This window comes from Rathayibacter sp. AY1C2 (assembly GCF_002931195.1).
In the GTDB taxonomy this organism is placed as follows: Bacteria; Actinomycetota; Actinomycetes; order Actinomycetales; family Microbacteriaceae; genus Rathayibacter.
Map to the genome: position 1 here is coordinate 145,409 of NZ_PSWG01000002.1, position 15,012 is coordinate 160,420.

The following is a 15,012-nucleotide window of genomic DNA, read 5'->3' on the forward strand; positions in this document are numbered from 1 at the left end:
CGCACGATCAGCCCTCTCCAGACGGGGGGGGCGCCGGCTTCGCGGCGACGACGTCGGGCGCGATACCGCCGGTATCGCTTCCTCCTCCGCCTTGCGGAGAACGCCGTGACGCACGATCAGCCCTCTCCAGACGGGGGGGGCGCCGGCTTCGCGGCGACGACGTCGGGCGCGATACCGCCGGTATCGCTTCCTCCTCCGCCTTGCGGAGAGCGCCGTGACGCACGATCAGCCCTCTCCGAACGGGAGCGCCGCGCAGGCTTCGCGGCGACGGCGAGGGCGCGAGATCGCCGGTACCGGCTTTGTCCTCCGCTTTGCGGAGAACATTGCGGCGCCCTCGAGCGGTCAGTTGCGGGAGATGCGGGGGGCGTAGCCGGCGTCGGTGAGGACCTGGATGACGCGGTCGGCGTGCTCGGGGCCGCGGGTCTCGACGCTGATCTCGATCTCGACCTCGCTGATCTGCAGGCCCCGGCCGTGCCGGGTGTGCAGCACCTCGACCACGTTCGCGTTCGCCTCCGAGATGAGCTCCGCGATGCGCGACAGCTGCCCCGGACGATCCGGCAGACCGATGCTCATCTTGAGGTAGCGCTCCGACGCGGCCAGGCCCCGGCTGATCACCCGCTCCATCATCAGCGGATCGATGTTGCCGCCCGACAGGATGACCGCGGTCGCTCCGGCGTCGCGGATCTTCCCCGTCAGGATCGCCGCGATGCCCACCGCGCCCGCGGGCTCCACCACGAGCTTCGCCCGCTCCAGCAGCACCAGCAGAGCCCGGGCGATGTCGTCGTCCTCGACGGTGACGACCTCGTCCACCATCTCGCGGACGATCGCGAAGTTCAGCTGCCCCGGCTTCGCCACGGCGATGCCGTCGGCGATCGTCGGAGAGATCGTGATCGCGGTCGGCTCACCGCTCGCGAGCGAGAGCGGGTACGGCGCCGCGTTGGCCGCCTGCACGCCGATGACGCGGAGCGTGCGCCCCTCCTCGGCCGCCTTCTGCTTGGCCGCCGAGGCGACCCCGGCGATGAGGCCGCCGCCGCCGATGGGCACCACGATGGTCTCGACAGCGGGGGCCTGCTCGAGGATCTCGAGGCCGACCGTGCCCTGGCCGGTGATCACGTCGGGGTGGTCGTAGGGAGGAACGAAGACCGCGCCCGTGCGCTCGGCGAACTCCGCCGCCGCCGCGAGCGCCTCGTTGAAGATGTGGCCGCTCAGCACCACGTCCGCGCCGTAGTCGCGGGTGGCTGCGAGCTTGGGCAGCGCGACGCCGATCGGCATGAAGATCGTGGCCTTGATCCCCAGCTCCCGCGCCGCGTAGGCGACGCCCTGCGCGTGGTTGCCGGCCGAGGCCGCCACGACTCCGCGGGCCCGCTCCTCCGGGGTGAGCCGCGACATCCGGAACACCGCTCCGCGGATCTTGTAGGAGCCGGTGCGCTGGAGGTTCTCGCACTTGAGGAACACGGGCGAGCCGAGGACCTGCGCGAGGAAGGTGCTCGTCTCCATGGGGGTGGCGGCGATGACGGGGGCGAGGACGGCGCGGGCCGCCTCGAACTCGTGGAGGGCGGGTCCGACGACGCGGCTAGTCTGCATGCTCTGCGGCAACTCTCTCGGGGGTTCGGGTCGGCGAGCGCCAGGCTCCGCTCGCGACGTACTTGACCATGACGTTGAGTGTGGCCACGACGGGCACCGCGAAGAAGGCGCCGGCGATGCCGCCGATGATCGAGCCTCCGGCCACAGCGAGCACGACGGCCAACGGGTGGACCTTGACCGCCGACCCCATGATCAGCGGCTGGAGGATGTGGCCCTCGAGCTGCTGCACCGCGAGGACGACGATCAGCAGGAAGAGCGCGATCAGCGGTCCGTTGTAGACCAGCGCGATGAAGACGGCCAGCGCCCCCGTCACCACGGCGCCGATGACCGGCACGAAGGAGCCGAGGAAGACGAGCACGCCGATCGGGATGGCCAGCGGGACGCCGAGGAGGAAGGAGCCGAGGCCGATGCCGACCGCGTCGACGAAGGCGACCAGGATCTGCACCTTCACGAAGTTGGTCAGCGTCACCCACCCTGCGCGACCGGCGCCGTCGACGGCTCCGCGGGCGCGGCGCGGGAAGAGGCGGACGACCCAGCTCCAGATGTTCGGCCCGTCGATCAGGATGAACAGCGTCGAGAAGAGGGTGAGCAGCACGCCCGTCAGCAGGTGGCCGACGGTCGAGCCGACGCTGAGCGCGCCGCTGACCAGCATCCCCGAGTCCTGCTGCAGGGCCGTGAGGGCCTGCTGCGCGTACTGGTTGATGTCGGTCTCGGTGAGGTGGAGCGGCGACTCGAGGAGGAAGGCCTTGAAGTCGTCGTAGGACTGCACCGTCTGCCGGCTGAGGTCGTCGAAGCCGGAGTAGACCTGGGTGACGACGAGGAAGAGGAGCCCGCCGATCACCACGACGATCCCCAGCTCCGCCAGGACGACGGCGGCCCACTTGGGCCAGCGGTGGCGCTGGAGGAAGCTCGAGAACGGCACGAGCAGGGCGGCGATCACGATCGCGAGCAGGAGCGGGATGACGATCAGCCGCAGCTCGATGACGAGCAGCACCAGCACCGCGAGCGCCGCGACCACGACGAGGACGCGCCAGGCCCAGGCGCCGGCGATGCGCATCCCGTCGCTCACGAAGGCCGAATCGGCGACGGGAGCGGGCCGGGAGGGGGCGGCCGGGGCGACGGGCGCGGCGGGCTGGACGGCGCGCGGGCCGGAGGTGCGGCGGGACCTGCCGAGTCTCATCTGCCCAGACTAGGCCCCGGCGCATACCCCGCGCGGTATCCCCGGGGAGTGCTCATGCGGCGTCGCCGACCGCCGCCTGCTCCGGTGCCGGACCGACCGCGACCGGGCGCCGCGCGGGCAGCACGCCGACCCGCTCCCCCGGCTCGAGGCGGTGCCCCGACGCGTGCTGGACGGTGACCTCCTCGCCCGTCGATAGCCGGACGGTCGAGCGCCGCACCGGCCCCAGGAAGCTCGAGGCGAGGACGACTCCGGGCAGGGAGTCGGGAGCGCCGTCGGCCACGACGGCGAGGTCCTCGGGGCGGAGGAACACCGACACGGGTCCGTCGGCCGCCGCCGCGTCGACGAGCGGCAGGCGCACACCGAGCGCGAGGACCGATCCCGACGAGACCGTCCCCGCGACCACCGTCGAGAGGCCGACGAAGCGGGCCGTGAAGGCGGTCGCCGGGCGCGCGTAGAGGTCCTCCGGTGCACCCAGCTGCTCGATCCGCCCGGCGTTCATCACCGCGACGCGGTCGGCGACGGCGAGCGCCTCCTCCTGATCGTGCGTGACGAAGAACGTGGTGATGCCGATCTCGGACTGCAGGCGCTTGATCTCGTCGCGCAGCTGGACGCGGACCTTCGCGTCCAGTGCCGACAGAGGCTCGTCCAGCAGCAGCACCCGCGGCCGCGTGACGAGGGCGCGCGCGAGCGCCACCCGCTGCTGCTGGCCGCCGGAGAGCTCGTGCGCGTAGCGGTCGCCGAGGGCGCCGAGGCCCGCGACCTCCAGCGCCTCCCCCGCGGCCGCCCGGCGCTCGCGCGCCCCGACTCCCCGGGTGCGCAGCCCGAACTCGACGTTCTCGCGCGCCCGCAGGTGCGGGAAGAGCGAGTACGACTGGAAGACCATGCCCATGTCGCGCTTCGCGACGGGGACGTGGGCGACGTCCTCCTCGTCGACGAGGATCCGCCCCGCGTCGATCCGCTCGAGACCGCTGAGGGCGCGCAGGGCTGTGGTCTTGCCGCAGCCGGAGGGGCCGAGCAGCGCGATGAACTCACCCGGGGTTACGTCGAACGAGACGCCGTCGAGCGCTCGCGCGGAGCCGTAGTGCCGCTCCACGTCGACGAAGAGCACGCGGGCGCCGGGGAGGGTGGGAGCGTTCACGAGGAGCCTTTCGAGGAGCGCGCCCGGCCCGTCGGCAGGCCGATCCGCGCGAGGCGGCCGATCCCGATCAGGAGGGCGAAGGCGAAGAGGAGGGAGAGCAGCGAGAAGATCACGGCGACGTAGGCGTCGGACTTCGACACCTGCACCAGGCCGGTCTGGAGGGTGGTGCGGCTGAGGAGCGAGGCGAGCGTGTACTCGCCGAGAACGACTGCGACGGTGATCAGCGCGGCCGCGACCAGGCCCCGGCGCAGGTTCGGCAGGAGGACCCTCCCGAGCACCGCGAGCGGGCCCGCGCCGAGCGAGCGGGCCGTCTCCGAGAGCGTCACGGCGTCGAGACCGGCGAGGTCCGCCGCCACGGCGCGGTAGGAGTAGGGCAGGACCAGCACCCCGTAGGCGAGAGCGAGCGTCCACGGCGCGGAGCCGGCGAGCTCGGTGACCACGGAGTAGACCGGCGCGAGGCCGACGACGAGGACGATGGCGGGCACGGTCAGCGGGAGCAGGCAGACCAGCTCCAGAGCCCGGCGCAGGCGTGGGAGCCGGATCTCGACGAGCAGCATCGTCGGCACCAGCAGGACCAGGACGATGAGGGCGGTGACGACGGCGAGGACCAGCGAGTTGCCGATCCCCTGGAACAGCGAGCGGTAGGCGCGCTCGTTCTCCGGGTCGAGGATCGCCGTCCAGTGCGAGAGGTCGTGGCCGCCGGCGCCGCGGAGCGTGAACTCCGCCATCGCGACGATCGGGACGGCGAACACCAGCCCGGTGATCACGAGCACCGCCCCGGACAGGAGCCGCGCGGGCCTCATCGCTGCCACCGCCGGGCCCGGCGCTGCAGCAGCGCGTACCCGGACATCAGGACCACCATCATCGCGAGCATCCCGAGCGCGAGGGCGCCCGCGAGGTTCTCGCGGCCCAGCACCGTCTCGCTGACCAGCGCGGCGCGGATCTGAAGCGGGACGATCTGCGCGCCCTGGCTGATCAGCGCCGCCGCGGTGGCGAAGGAGGAGAACGCGTTCGCGAACAGCAGCAGCACGCAGCCGAGGAACGACGGCGCCAGCACCGGGAGGGCCACGTGCAGCCAGTAGCCGAGCCGGCCCCCGCCGAGCACCGCGTTCGCCTCGGCCCACTCCGGGCGCAGACCCTCTAGCGCGGGCAGGAACGTGAGCACCATCAGGGGCACCTGGAAGTAGAGGTAGGGCAGGACGAGCCCGGGAAGCTGGTAGAGCCACACGCCGTCGGCGTAGAGGTCGACGCCCGCTCCCGCGAGGAGGGTGGTCACCAGCCCCTGCACGCCGATCGTCGCGATGAAGGCGAACGCGAGCATCACACCGCCGAACTGCGCAAGGACGCTCGCCGCCGCATCGACGACGGTCCGGAGCGCCCCGCGCGGATCGGAGCCGAGCAGGGCCAGGCACACGACCGCGCCCAGCACCGCGCCGACGACGGCGGTCACGGCCGAGAGCCCGAGCGACGCGCCGAAGGCGGACAGCACGACGGGATCCCCGAGCGCGAGCACGTTCGCCGTGGTGAAGCGGCCGTCTCCGTCCGTGAATCCGGTCGCCACGGCGAGGACCGTGGGGACGGCAAGGAACAGCAGGACGTAGAGCGCGAAGGGGGCGACGCCCAGCACGGCCGGGGTGCCGCGCCGTCCCCGGGGCGCGGACGCCCCGGAGACGGCCTCGGCGGGAGCGGTGGTCACTGGATCGCCGCGGCCCACTTCTCGGCGAGGAGCGACGAGGCCGCCTCGGTCTGCTCCTCCGTGAACTGGACGAGGTCGGAGGGAGCGGCGCCGACGGCGTCGAGCGCGTCCTGGTCGACCGTGCCGGCCTCGGTCATCGCGGCCAGGCGCACCGGGTAGGCGCCGGCGGCGAGGTAGAGGTTCTGCGCGGCGTCGGAGTAGAGGTACTCCTGCCAGAGCCGCGCGGCCGCGGGGTGCGGAGCGTCGGCGTTGACCGCCTGGTTGTAGTAGCTGCCGACGGCGGAGCCCGGGAGGACGGTCGTCGTCCACTCGCGGGTGCCCTCGTTCGCCTTCCCGGCGGCGAGGTTGTTGTAGCTCCAGTCGAAGACGACCGGGGTCTCGCCCGAGGCGATGGTGGCGTCGGTCGGGTCCAGCGGCAGGAAGTTGCCGGCGTCGTTCAGCTTCTCGAAGAAGTCGATCCCCGCCTGGACGTCGTCGGCGGAGCCGCCGGACTGGAGAGCCGCGAGCTGCACTGCGGCCGCGGCGGCTCCCGCCTGGGTCGGGTCGCCGTTGATCGCGACCGAGCCGCGGTAGTCGGCGCCGAGGAGGTCCTCGAGCGACGTGGGCGCAGGCACCGCGGCCGCGTCGAACCCGATCGACATCAGGCCGGTGTAGTCGTTCACCCAGAGGCCCGACTCCTCTTTGTTCCCCTCGGGGATGTCGTCCCAGGACTCGACCTTGTACGGCGCGAACACGTCCGTGTTCGCCAGAGCGACGGCCGGCCCGAGGTCGAACACGTCGGGAGCGGTGTCCTGCCCGGCGAGGTTCTCCGCCGTGCTGATCTCCTCCGCGGAGGAGACGTCGGGGTCGGCGGAGTTCACGGTGATGCCGTACTCGTCCTCGAAGCCGCTGATCAGCTCGCCGTAGTTCGCCCAGGTGTCGGGCAGGGCGATGACGTTGAGCTCGCCCTCGGCCTTCGCCGCCTCGACCAGGGCGTCCAGCCCGCCGAGGTCCGCGGCGGACGTGGCGGACGCCGCGTCCGCGCCGCCGCCGTAGGACGAGGCGGTGGCGCCGCCGGAGCAGGCCGAGAGCGTGAAGACGAGGGCGGTGCCGGCGGCGGCGACCGCGGCGGTGCGCGACAGGCGCTGAATGGTCAGGGGTCCTCCAGGAGTCGGGTGGGCCGCCCCGGTGGGACGGCCTCGGGCACGGTAGGAGCGCCGCGAGACGGCGAGGGAGCGCGGCGGTGAATGCCGGGCGAACGCCGGGGGCCGAATCGGGGACGGCGATGTCGGGGGCGTTCGCTAGCGTGGGCGGACCATGACCGAGCAGCTCTCCCCCGCGCTCGCGCGCCGCATCGCCCTGGCGGCGCAGGGGTTCGGCGTCCCCCGTCCCTCCCGGGTCGACGCGCGCCGGGTGCGCGCCGCCGTAGACCGGATCCGCCCGCTCCAGCTCGACTCGGTGAACGTCTTCGAGCGGAGCCACTACCTGCCGCTGCTCGCGCGGCTCGGCCCGTACGATCGCTCCCTCCTCGACGCAGCGGCCTTCTCCCCCGACGGCCCCTACGTCGAGTACTGGGCCCACGAGGCCGCCCTCGTCCGCCGCGAGGACCTCCCGCTCTACCGCTGGCGGATGGAGCACTACCGCCGGGTCCGCCTGCCCGAGCACGAGGGCTGGGCCCACGAGAACCGCGCCACCCTCGACTGGCTCCGCGCCGCGCTCGCCGACGGTCCCCTCCGCGCCTCCGAGATCGAGCACGAGGCCAACGTCCGCACGGGCCCCTGGTGGGGCTGGTCCGACATCAAGCGCGGCCTCGAGGTCCTGTTCCGCTGGGGCGAGGTGGTGACGGCGGGGCGCACGCGCTTCGAGCGCTCCTACGGTCTCGCCGAGCGGCTCCTCCCGAGCGCGGTGCTCGATGCCGTCGTGCCCCTCCCCGACGCCGTCCGCGAGCTCGTGCGCCGGGCGGCCCGGGCCCATGGGATCGGCACCCTCGGCGACCTGGCCGATTACCACCGGCTGCTCCAGTCCCCCACGCGCGTCGCGATCGACGAGCTGGTCGAGGCGGGCGAGCTCGAGCGCGTCGAGGTGCGCGGCTGGGAGCGGGGCGGGCGACCCGTGCCGCTCTGGCGGCACGTCGATGCCCGACGCCCCCGCACGCTCCGGGCGGACGCGCTCCTCTCGCCGTTCGACCCCGTGGTCTGGCACCGGCCGAGAGCCGAGCTGTTCTTCGGCTTCCACTACCGGATCGAGATCTACACCCCGGCCGAGCAGCGGGTCCACGGCTACTACGTCCTCCCCGTGCTCCTCGACGACGTGATCGCTGCACGGGTCGACCTCAAGAGCGAGCGCAAGTGCCGGGTCCTCCTCGTGCAGGCCGCCTGGCTCGAGCCGGGGGCCCTGGCCGACACGCCGGAGCGGCTCGCCGCACTGCTGGTCGAGGCGGCGGCCTGGCAGGGCCTCGACGCCGTCGAGGTCGTCGGTCGCGGCGACCTCGCGGCCGCCCTCGCCGCAGCACTGAGGAGGATCGCGTGAGCGCGCCCGGCGGCGTCCTGGCGCTTGCGCTCTCGGAGCGCTGCGTCGCCCGTCTGCTCGAGCGCGGGAGCGTCGTCGGGGTCGGCACGGGCGAGCTCGCCCATGCGGCCGGCGTCTCCCTCCGGACCTTCCACCGGTACCTCGGCGGGAAGGAGGACTGCGTGCGCCCGGTGCTCGCCGCCGCGATCGCCGCGATGGGACGCGCCCTCCTCGAACGACCGGCCGCCGAGCCGCTGAACGCGGCGCTCGGTCACGCCTTCGCCGCGGCGGCCTCCGGTCCCCAGCTCGACCGCACCCTCCGGCTGATCCCCCTGCTCACCGAGACCTCGGCGATGCGCGCCGTCTGGGCGCAGTCGCTGCACGACGGCGAGGAGGCGCTGACGCCGTTCCTCGCGGAGCGGATGGGGCTCGGCCGCACGTCCCCGCACCGGGCGGCCGTCCTGGCCACCGTCGTCCTCGCCCTGGTCCGGCGGGCGCTGGTCGACGCGGCCGCGAGCGGCATCGACCCGGCGCCGGTCTTCGCCGAGTACCTGACGACCGTCGACGGCGGTCCGCTCGCGGCTCCGACCGGATGACGTCCCGTCCGGCGCGGTGACGCGTGCCCCGCTGCCCGGGGTGAGATCCGGGCGGGCGGCGATCGGCGACGGGGCGGCCGCCGGATCGGCCTGCTAGAAGCGCGAGCCCATCTCGGAGAGGCGGGCGACGCGGTCCGCGATCGGCGGGTGGGTCGCGAAGAGGCGCGCGACCACTCCCGGCTTCGACGGGTCGGCGATCCAGAGGTGCGCCATCGAACTGTTCTGCCGCTGCATCGGCCGGCCCGCGGACTCGAGCTTGAGCAGGGCGCGGGCGAGGGCGTCGGGGTGGCGGGTCGTCAGCGCGCTGGTCGCATCGGCGAGGTACTCGCGCTGACGGGAGATCGAGAGCTGCACGACCGAGGCGACGATCGGCGCGAGGACCATCGACACCAGCCCGACGATCAGGAGCGCCGGGTTGCCCCCGCCGTTGCCGTTGCCGCCCCGCCCGAAGAAGGCCAGGCGGAGGAAGGCGTCCGAGAGGAAGCCCACCGCGACGACGAGACCGAAGACGATCATCGAGACGCGGATGTCGTAGTTGCGGACGTGGCCCAGCTCGTGGGCCATCACGCCCTCCAGCTCGGCGTCGTCCATGATCGCGAGCAGGCCCGTCGTCGTAGCCACGACGGCGTGCTCGGGATCACGGCCGGTCGCGAACGCGTTCGGCGCCGGGTCGTCGATCAGGTACACCTTCGGCATCGGCGTGCCCGTCGCGATCGAGAGGTTCTCGACGATGCGGTAGAGCCTCGGCTCGTCCGCCCTCTCCACCGCCACGCCGCCGCTGAGCGCGACCGCCTGGCGAGCGGCGAAGAAGTACTGGACGAACGCGTACCCGGCGGCGATCACGAGCACCACCACGACGATCGTCGTGCTGCGGTAGACCGCTGCCGCCAGGGCGCCCAGGCCGCCGATGATCGCCAGGAACAGGACGAGGATCAGGACCGTGTTGCGCTTGTTGCGGGCGATCGCGCTGTACACGGCGGCTGCCTAGAACTGGACGCGCGGGGGCTCCGAGATCGCGGCGAGATCGCCGACCTCGAAGAACTCGCGCTCCGAGAAGCCGAGCCGGCGCGAGAAGAGCGTGTTCGGGAAGACCTTCACCTTGGTGTTCATCTCGCGCACGCCGCCGTTGTAGAAGCGCCGGGCCGACTGGATCTTGTCCTCGGTGTCGACCAGCTCGCCCTGCAGCTGGAGGAAGTTCTGGCTCGCCTGCAGCTGGGGGTACGCCTCCGCGACCGCGAAGATCGACTTCAGCGCACTCTGCATGTGGTCCTCGGCGACCGACGCCTCCGCCGGGCCCTGGGCCTGGAGCGTCTCGGCGCGAGCCTGCGTCACCGACTCGAAGACCTGGCGCTCGTGCGAGGCGTAGCCCTTCACGGAGTCGATCACGTTGGGGATCAGATCCGCACGGCGCTTCAGCTGGACGGTGATGTCGCTCCACGCCTCGTCCACGCGGACGTTGAGGGTGACCAGCGAGTTGTACGTCGCCCAGAGGTAGACCCCGAGGATGACGACGAGCGCGACGACGACGATGAGCGGGACGAGCCATTCCATGCCGTCCAGTGTAGGGACGGCGCGCTCCCCGGCACCTGTCGATGAGGCGCATTCGCAGGGGCGGGTCGGCCCTACTTGAGGGTCTTCTGCAGCAGGACGGTGCTGAGCCAGCGCTCGAACTTGAAGCCGACGCGGCCCATCCGGCCGACCTCGACGAATCCGAACTGCGCGTGCATCGCCAGCGACGCCTCCGCGCCCCTGTCAGCGATGACGGCCATGATCTGACGGATCCCCACGGCCTTCGCGCGCTCGAGGAGCTCGGCCATCAGCGCCCGGCCGAGGCCCTTGCCGGTGGAGGCCGCCCGCAGGTAGATCGAGTTCTCCACGGTGAAGCGGTACGCCCGCTTGGAGGACCACGGCGACACCATCGCGTAGCCGAGGATCTGGCCCGACGGCGAGACGGCCACGATGAAGGGCAGCCCGAGCTTCTGGTTGCGGGTGAACTTCGTCCGCCACTCCTTCAGCGTCGAGTCGTCCTCGTCGAAGGTCACCACCGTGTTGCGCACGTAGTGGTTGTAGATCTCGCGGATGTCCGGGAGGTCGGCGTCGCGGGCGTCGCGGATCTCGAACGAGAAGCCGGGCTCGGGAGGCGGTGCCTTCCGCAGGTGCGGCGGCAGGACGCGCCGGCTCTCGTACTCTTCCTCAAGCATCCGGCTCCCCTTCGGCTCCGCCCATCGATCCGGGCCAGCGTAGCCGCCCCGCGGGCGAGCGCCCGGTCACGCGAGAGCGCTCCAGTCGACCGGCTCCGCGCCGCGCTCCTCCAGAAGGGCGTTGGCGCGGCTGAACGGCCGGGAGCCGAAGAAGCCGCGCGAGGCCGACAGCGGGCTGGGGTGCGCGCTCTCGATCACTCCGGCCTCCCCCAGCATCGGGCGGAGCGACGCGGCGTCGCGGCCCCAGAGGATCGCGACGAGAGGCGCGTCCCGGGCGGCCAGCGTGCGGATCGCGTGCTCGGTGACCGCCTCCCAGCCCTTCCCGCGGTGCGAGGCGGGAGAGCCGGGGGCGACGGTGAGGACCCGGTTGAGCAGCATCACGCCGCTCGAGGTCCAGCCGCTGAGGTCGCCGTGCTCGGGCGGCTCGACGCCGAGGTCGTCCCGGAGCTCGCGGTGGATGTTCTGCAGGCTCCTCGGCAGCGGGCGCACGTGGCGCTCGACCGCGAAGGACAGCCCGATCGGGTGCCCGGGCGTCGGGTACGGGTCCTGTCCGACGATGAGGACGCGCACGTCCGCGAGCGGTGCGGCGAAGGCGCGGAGCACGTCGCGGCCCGCGGGGAGGTAGGGCCGACCGGCCGCGACCTCGCCGCGGAGGAAGTCGCCCATCGCGGCGATGTCCCCGGCGACGGGGGCGAGGGCCTCCGCCCAGCCCCTGTCGATCAGTCCCGAGGCCGCGAGCTCAGCGAGGTCCACCGGGTCAGCCCGCCGCGAGCGTCGCGACGACGACTCCGGCGTCGCTGCCGCTCACGCGCCACACCGAGCCGGCGCCGCCGACGCGGAGCGCGCCGGTGCCGACGATCAGCACGGTGGACTCGTCGAGCGCGACGCCGCCGTCGACCAGGCCCGCCTCGACGGCCGCGACCAGGCGGCCGAGGGTCCCCCATTGCGCCGCGTGCACGTCGACCGTCACATCGATGAGGCCGATGCCCTCGAGCACCGTGACCTCGTCGAGCTCCTCCGCCGCGCCCTCCGGGACGACGGCGACGCCGCCGATCCGGTGGCCGCCGACGAGGGCGCGGTCGGCCGCGACGGCGGCTCCCGCCGAGTAGCCGGCGTACGGCACTCCGGAGGAGACGAGATCGCGCAGCCGCGGGAAGCAGGCCTCGAGCGCGTCGCGGTAGGCCGGTGTCAGCCCTCCGCCGACGAAGATCCCGTCGACGTCGTCGAAGACCGCGGGATCGATCCGGCCGCCCTCCGGCTTCATCACGGCGAACGCGTCGAGCGGGCCGACCGTCGCGAGCAGTGCCGCGTAGCCGGCGTAGGCCTCCGGGCCGAGCCCGTCGTGGACGACGACGATCGCGATGCGCGGGCCCTCGATCCGGCCGGCGTCGACCGCGTGGGCGCGCGCCTCCGCGAGGAACGCCCCGTACAGCTGCTGGTCGTGCTCGACGCCGCCTCCGCCGCCGATCAGGTGGACGCTCACTCGTCGTCCTCGGCGAGGGCTCCGTCCACCGGGGGCAGAGCCGACCAGGGGAAGACGATCCAGCGCGGGGTGCGGCGCCAGAAGAAATCGGGCTCGAGCACCGTGCGCGGCTTCGTGTAGAGGGTCACGGTGCGCACCTCGGCACCCATCGCGCGGATGAGCTTCACCGAGAGGGCGAGGGTGTGGCCGGAGTCGGAGACGTCGTCGACCAGGAGGATGCGCTTGCCGCGCACGGACGCCTCGTCGAGCAGCGGCGGCAGCACCACGGGCTCCGCCAGGCGCGCCTCGACGCCGGTGTAGAACTCGACGTTCAGCGCGCCGCAGCTCTTGATGCCGAGCGCGTAGGCCACGGCGCCCGCGAGGAGCAGACCGCCGCGCGCGATGGCGACGACCAGCTCCGGCCGGTAGCCCGACGCGACCACGTCGTCGGCCAGGTGCCGAGCGGCGTCGCCGAACTCGAGCCAGCCGAGCACCTCCTTCTCCGTGGCGGCGAGGAGGGCGGCGGAGTCGTCGGCGTCGGAAACCATGAGGGACAGGCTAGGCCGTCGCGGGCCTCCGCGTCACATCGGTCAGGCGCGCGGGGCCAGGGGTCCCTTCGCGACCTTGTGCGGGGCCGCCTGCGCGACCGGCTTGATGGTCACCAGGTCGAGGTTGACGTGGGCGGGGAGCTCCACCGAGGAGACGATCGCAGCGGCGACGTCCTCCGCGACGAGCGGGTCGGGGACCTCGGCGTAGACCGCGTCGGCGCGCTCCCGGTCGCCGCCGAAGCGGACCAGCGAGAACTCGTCCGTGTGCACCATGCCCGGCGCGATCTCGATCACGCGGATCGGCTCGCCGGCCAGCTCGAGCCGCAGCACGGCGACCAGCGCGTGCGCGGCGTGCTTGGCGGCGTTGTACCCGCCTCCGCCCTCGTAGGCGACGTGGCCGGCGATCGAGGTGACCGTCACGATGTCCGCGGAGGTGCCGCTCCCCCGGATCCCGGCGCGCAGCAGCGGGAGCAGCGCGCTGGTCACGAGCTTCACCGAGAGCACGTTGATCTCGAACATGCGGCGCCAGTCCTCGGGGTCGGACTTCTCGACCGAGTCGAGTCCGAGCGCACCGCCCGCGTTGTTCACGAGCGCGTGCACGGGCCCGGAGGAGGCGAGGTGGTCGCGCAGAGCGTCGACCTGGGCGGCGTCGGTGAGGTCGGCGGCGAAGTACCCGGCGCCGGTCTCGGCGGCGAGCGCCTCCAGCCGGTCGCGCCGGCGCGCGACGGCGACGACCTCCCAGCCGTGCTCGCGGAACAGGCGGACCGTGGCCGCCCCGATCCCTGAACTCGCTCCTGTCACGACAACGCGTCGATCCACGCCCGTCCCCTTCCGTCAAGCCTCGGACACCCTCGACTCCGTCGTCGCAGCCCAACGCTAGTCTGGCCGCGTGCCGCCCGCCGACCCGGTTCCCGCGACCGCCGGGACAGCCGTCACCCCGAAGCGCCGCGTGCCCCTCTGGGACAACGCGCGCTTCGTCTGCGTGACCCTCGTCGTGATCGGGCACGGCGTCCAGAGGCTGACGGCCAACTCCGACACCTCGCTCATCGTCTACCTGACGATCTACGCCTTCCACATGCCGGCGTTCGCGATCATCTCGGGCTACTTCTCCAAGAGCGGCGCACCGAGCGGGCGCGCGATGCGGCGGGTGCTGACCGACATCCTCCTGCCCTACCTGATCATGGAGACGATCTGGACCCTGGTGCAGTTCCTGGTCGAGGGGAAGCAGGAGTTCAACCCGACGAAGCCGAGCTGGACGCTGTGGTTCCTGCTCGCGCTGGGTATCTTCCGCCTCGTCCTCCCCTACCTGGCGCTGCTGCGCTGGCCGCTGCTGATCAGCGTGGTGCTCGCGGTCGGGGTCAGCTACTACGACAACATCGACTCGACCTTCTCGCTCGCACGCGCGATCGGGATCCTGCCGTTCTTCGTGTTCGGCTGGCGCCTGCGCGGCTTCGCCCCCGGCGGCCGCTCCGCCGTCGAGCGCTGGCTCGATCAGCCGCCGTCGCGGGTCCTCCTCGCCCGGATCCTCGCCGTCGTCCTCTTCGCGGTCACGGCGGTCGTCATGACCGTCAACATCGAGGCGTTCCGAGCGGCGGACCTGCGCTACTGGTTCTTCTACGACCGCCCCTACGACGCCCTCGGCGAGACCCAGTGGTGGGCCGGGCTGGTGCGGCTGGCCCTGATGGCCGGAGCGGTCGTGCTCTCGCTCGCGCTCTTCGCGCTGGTTCCGCGCCGCCGCACCCCGCTCACCGCCTGGGGGCAGTCGACGATGTACGTCTACCTCCTCCACAGCTTCGTCCTCTATCCGCTGCGGGAGTCCGGGATCCTCTCGCGGACGGAGAGCACGCTCGCCCTCGCGCTGATGATCGTGTTCTGCATCGCGGTCTCGGTCGCGCTCTCACTGGGCTGGACCCGCACCGTCTTCCACCGGCTGGTCGAGCCCCGCGCGGCCTGGCTCTTCGCCCCGGCGGCCGACGAGAGGCCTCCGCGCCCGGACCGCGCAGACCCCACGGGCGCCAAGCGCGACCGGCAGCCCGAGCGGCGCTGACGGCCGTTACCCCGTGTGTCGGCGGTCCTGGCCGCCCGGCGGGCCCCCGCGTACGCTCGTCGCGACGGAGAAC

The 15,012-nt window shown here is 72.8% G+C and carries 16 protein-coding genes; 3 read left to right on the plus strand and 13 right to left on the minus strand.

Features of this window, described 5'->3' with window-relative positions:
- Window positions 1-342: 342 nt before the first annotated feature.
- From ilvA to C5C55_RS02320, 6 genes are read right to left on the minus strand one after another with little or no spacing between them, the layout of a single operon-like run.
- Window positions 343-1,584 carry a threonine ammonia-lyase gene (ilvA, locus tag C5C55_RS02295; protein WP_104224429.1) on the minus strand — a complete coding sequence of 414 codons (1,242 nt, stop codon included), beginning with the start codon at window positions 1,582-1,584 and terminating at the stop codon, window positions 343-345.
- A complete protein-coding gene (locus tag C5C55_RS02300) occupies window positions 1,574-2,764 on the minus strand; it encodes an AI-2E family transporter (RefSeq protein WP_104225517.1) in 1,191 nt (396 codons plus the stop codon). The genes ilvA and C5C55_RS02300 overlap by 11 nt, the downstream gene beginning before the upstream one ends.
- 52 nt (window positions 2,765-2,816) lie before the next feature.
- Window positions 2,817-3,902: an ABC transporter ATP-binding protein gene (locus C5C55_RS02305; RefSeq protein ID WP_104232768.1), complete on the minus strand. Its 1,086-nt coding sequence runs from the start codon at window positions 3,900-3,902 to the stop codon at window positions 2,817-2,819.
- Window positions 3,899-4,705 (minus strand): ABC transporter permease, encoded by an 807-nt coding sequence (locus tag C5C55_RS02310; RefSeq protein WP_104232769.1) that lies wholly within the window; start codon window positions 4,703-4,705, stop codon window positions 3,899-3,901. The genes C5C55_RS02305 and C5C55_RS02310 overlap by 4 nt, the downstream gene beginning before the upstream one ends.
- Window positions 4,702-5,598 (minus strand): ABC transporter permease subunit, encoded by an 897-nt coding sequence (locus C5C55_RS02315; RefSeq protein ID WP_104232882.1) that lies wholly within the window; start codon window positions 5,596-5,598, stop codon window positions 4,702-4,704. The genes C5C55_RS02310 and C5C55_RS02315 overlap by 4 nt, the downstream gene beginning before the upstream one ends.
- A complete protein-coding gene (locus C5C55_RS02320; protein WP_104232770.1) occupies window positions 5,595-6,734 on the minus strand; it encodes an ABC transporter substrate-binding protein in 1,140 nt (379 codons plus the stop codon). The genes C5C55_RS02315 and C5C55_RS02320 overlap by 4 nt, the downstream gene beginning before the upstream one ends.
- Before the next feature lie 160 nt (window positions 6,735-6,894).
- On the opposite strand from C5C55_RS02320, the gene C5C55_RS02325 reads away from it, so the two are divergent.
- Window positions 6,895-8,106: a winged helix-turn-helix domain-containing protein gene (locus C5C55_RS02325; RefSeq protein ID WP_104232771.1), complete on the plus strand. Its 1,212-nt coding sequence runs from the start codon at window positions 6,895-6,897 to the stop codon at window positions 8,104-8,106.
- On the plus strand, window positions 8,103-8,681 hold the full coding sequence (locus C5C55_RS02330) for a TetR/AcrR family transcriptional regulator (RefSeq protein ID WP_104224435.1): 579 nt from the start codon (window positions 8,103-8,105) through the stop codon (window positions 8,679-8,681). The genes C5C55_RS02325 and C5C55_RS02330 overlap by 4 nt, the downstream gene beginning before the upstream one ends.
- A gap of 93 nt (window positions 8,682-8,774) precedes the next feature.
- Here C5C55_RS02330 and C5C55_RS02335 read toward each other — a convergent pair whose 3' ends face one another.
- The 7 genes from C5C55_RS02335 to C5C55_RS02365 form a co-directional block, all read right to left on the minus strand.
- A complete protein-coding gene (locus C5C55_RS02335; protein WP_104232772.1) occupies window positions 8,775-9,656 on the minus strand; it encodes a M48 family metalloprotease in 882 nt (293 codons plus the stop codon).
- Between the two features lie 9 nt (window positions 9,657-9,665).
- Window positions 9,666-10,232, minus strand: a complete 567-nt coding sequence (locus C5C55_RS02340) for a LemA family protein (RefSeq protein WP_104225511.1) — start codon at window positions 10,230-10,232, stop codon at window positions 9,666-9,668.
- 71 nt (window positions 10,233-10,303) lie between these two features.
- Window positions 10,304-10,882, minus strand: a complete 579-nt coding sequence (locus C5C55_RS02345) for a GNAT family N-acetyltransferase (protein WP_104232773.1) — start codon at window positions 10,880-10,882, stop codon at window positions 10,304-10,306.
- Window positions 10,883-10,948: 66 nt separating this feature from the next.
- The gene (locus tag C5C55_RS02350) at window positions 10,949-11,635 is read right to left on the minus strand and encodes a uracil-DNA glycosylase (RefSeq protein WP_104232774.1); all 687 of its coding nucleotides are present in this window, start codon (window positions 11,633-11,635) and stop codon (window positions 10,949-10,951) included.
- A 4-nt stretch (window positions 11,636-11,639) separates the two neighbouring features.
- Window positions 11,640-12,365 carry a peptidase S51 gene (locus C5C55_RS02355; RefSeq protein ID WP_104224440.1) on the minus strand — a complete coding sequence of 242 codons (726 nt, stop codon included), beginning with the start codon at window positions 12,363-12,365 and terminating at the stop codon, window positions 11,640-11,642.
- Window positions 12,362-12,892 (minus strand): phosphoribosyltransferase, encoded by a 531-nt coding sequence (locus C5C55_RS02360; protein WP_104224441.1) that lies wholly within the window; start codon window positions 12,890-12,892, stop codon window positions 12,362-12,364. The genes C5C55_RS02355 and C5C55_RS02360 overlap by 4 nt, the downstream gene beginning before the upstream one ends.
- A 42-nt stretch (window positions 12,893-12,934) precedes the next feature.
- Window positions 12,935-13,711, minus strand: coding sequence for an SDR family NAD(P)-dependent oxidoreductase (locus C5C55_RS02365; RefSeq protein WP_258061205.1), 777 nt, complete (start codon window positions 13,709-13,711; stop codon window positions 12,935-12,937).
- A 70-nt stretch (window positions 13,712-13,781) separates the two neighbouring features.
- Here C5C55_RS02365 and C5C55_RS02370 point away from each other — a divergent pair, with 70 nt between their 5' ends.
- Window positions 13,782-14,939 (plus strand): acyltransferase family protein, encoded by a 1,158-nt coding sequence (locus tag C5C55_RS02370; RefSeq protein ID WP_258065157.1) that lies wholly within the window; start codon window positions 13,782-13,784, stop codon window positions 14,937-14,939.
- Window positions 14,940-15,012: the final 73 nt, after the last annotated feature.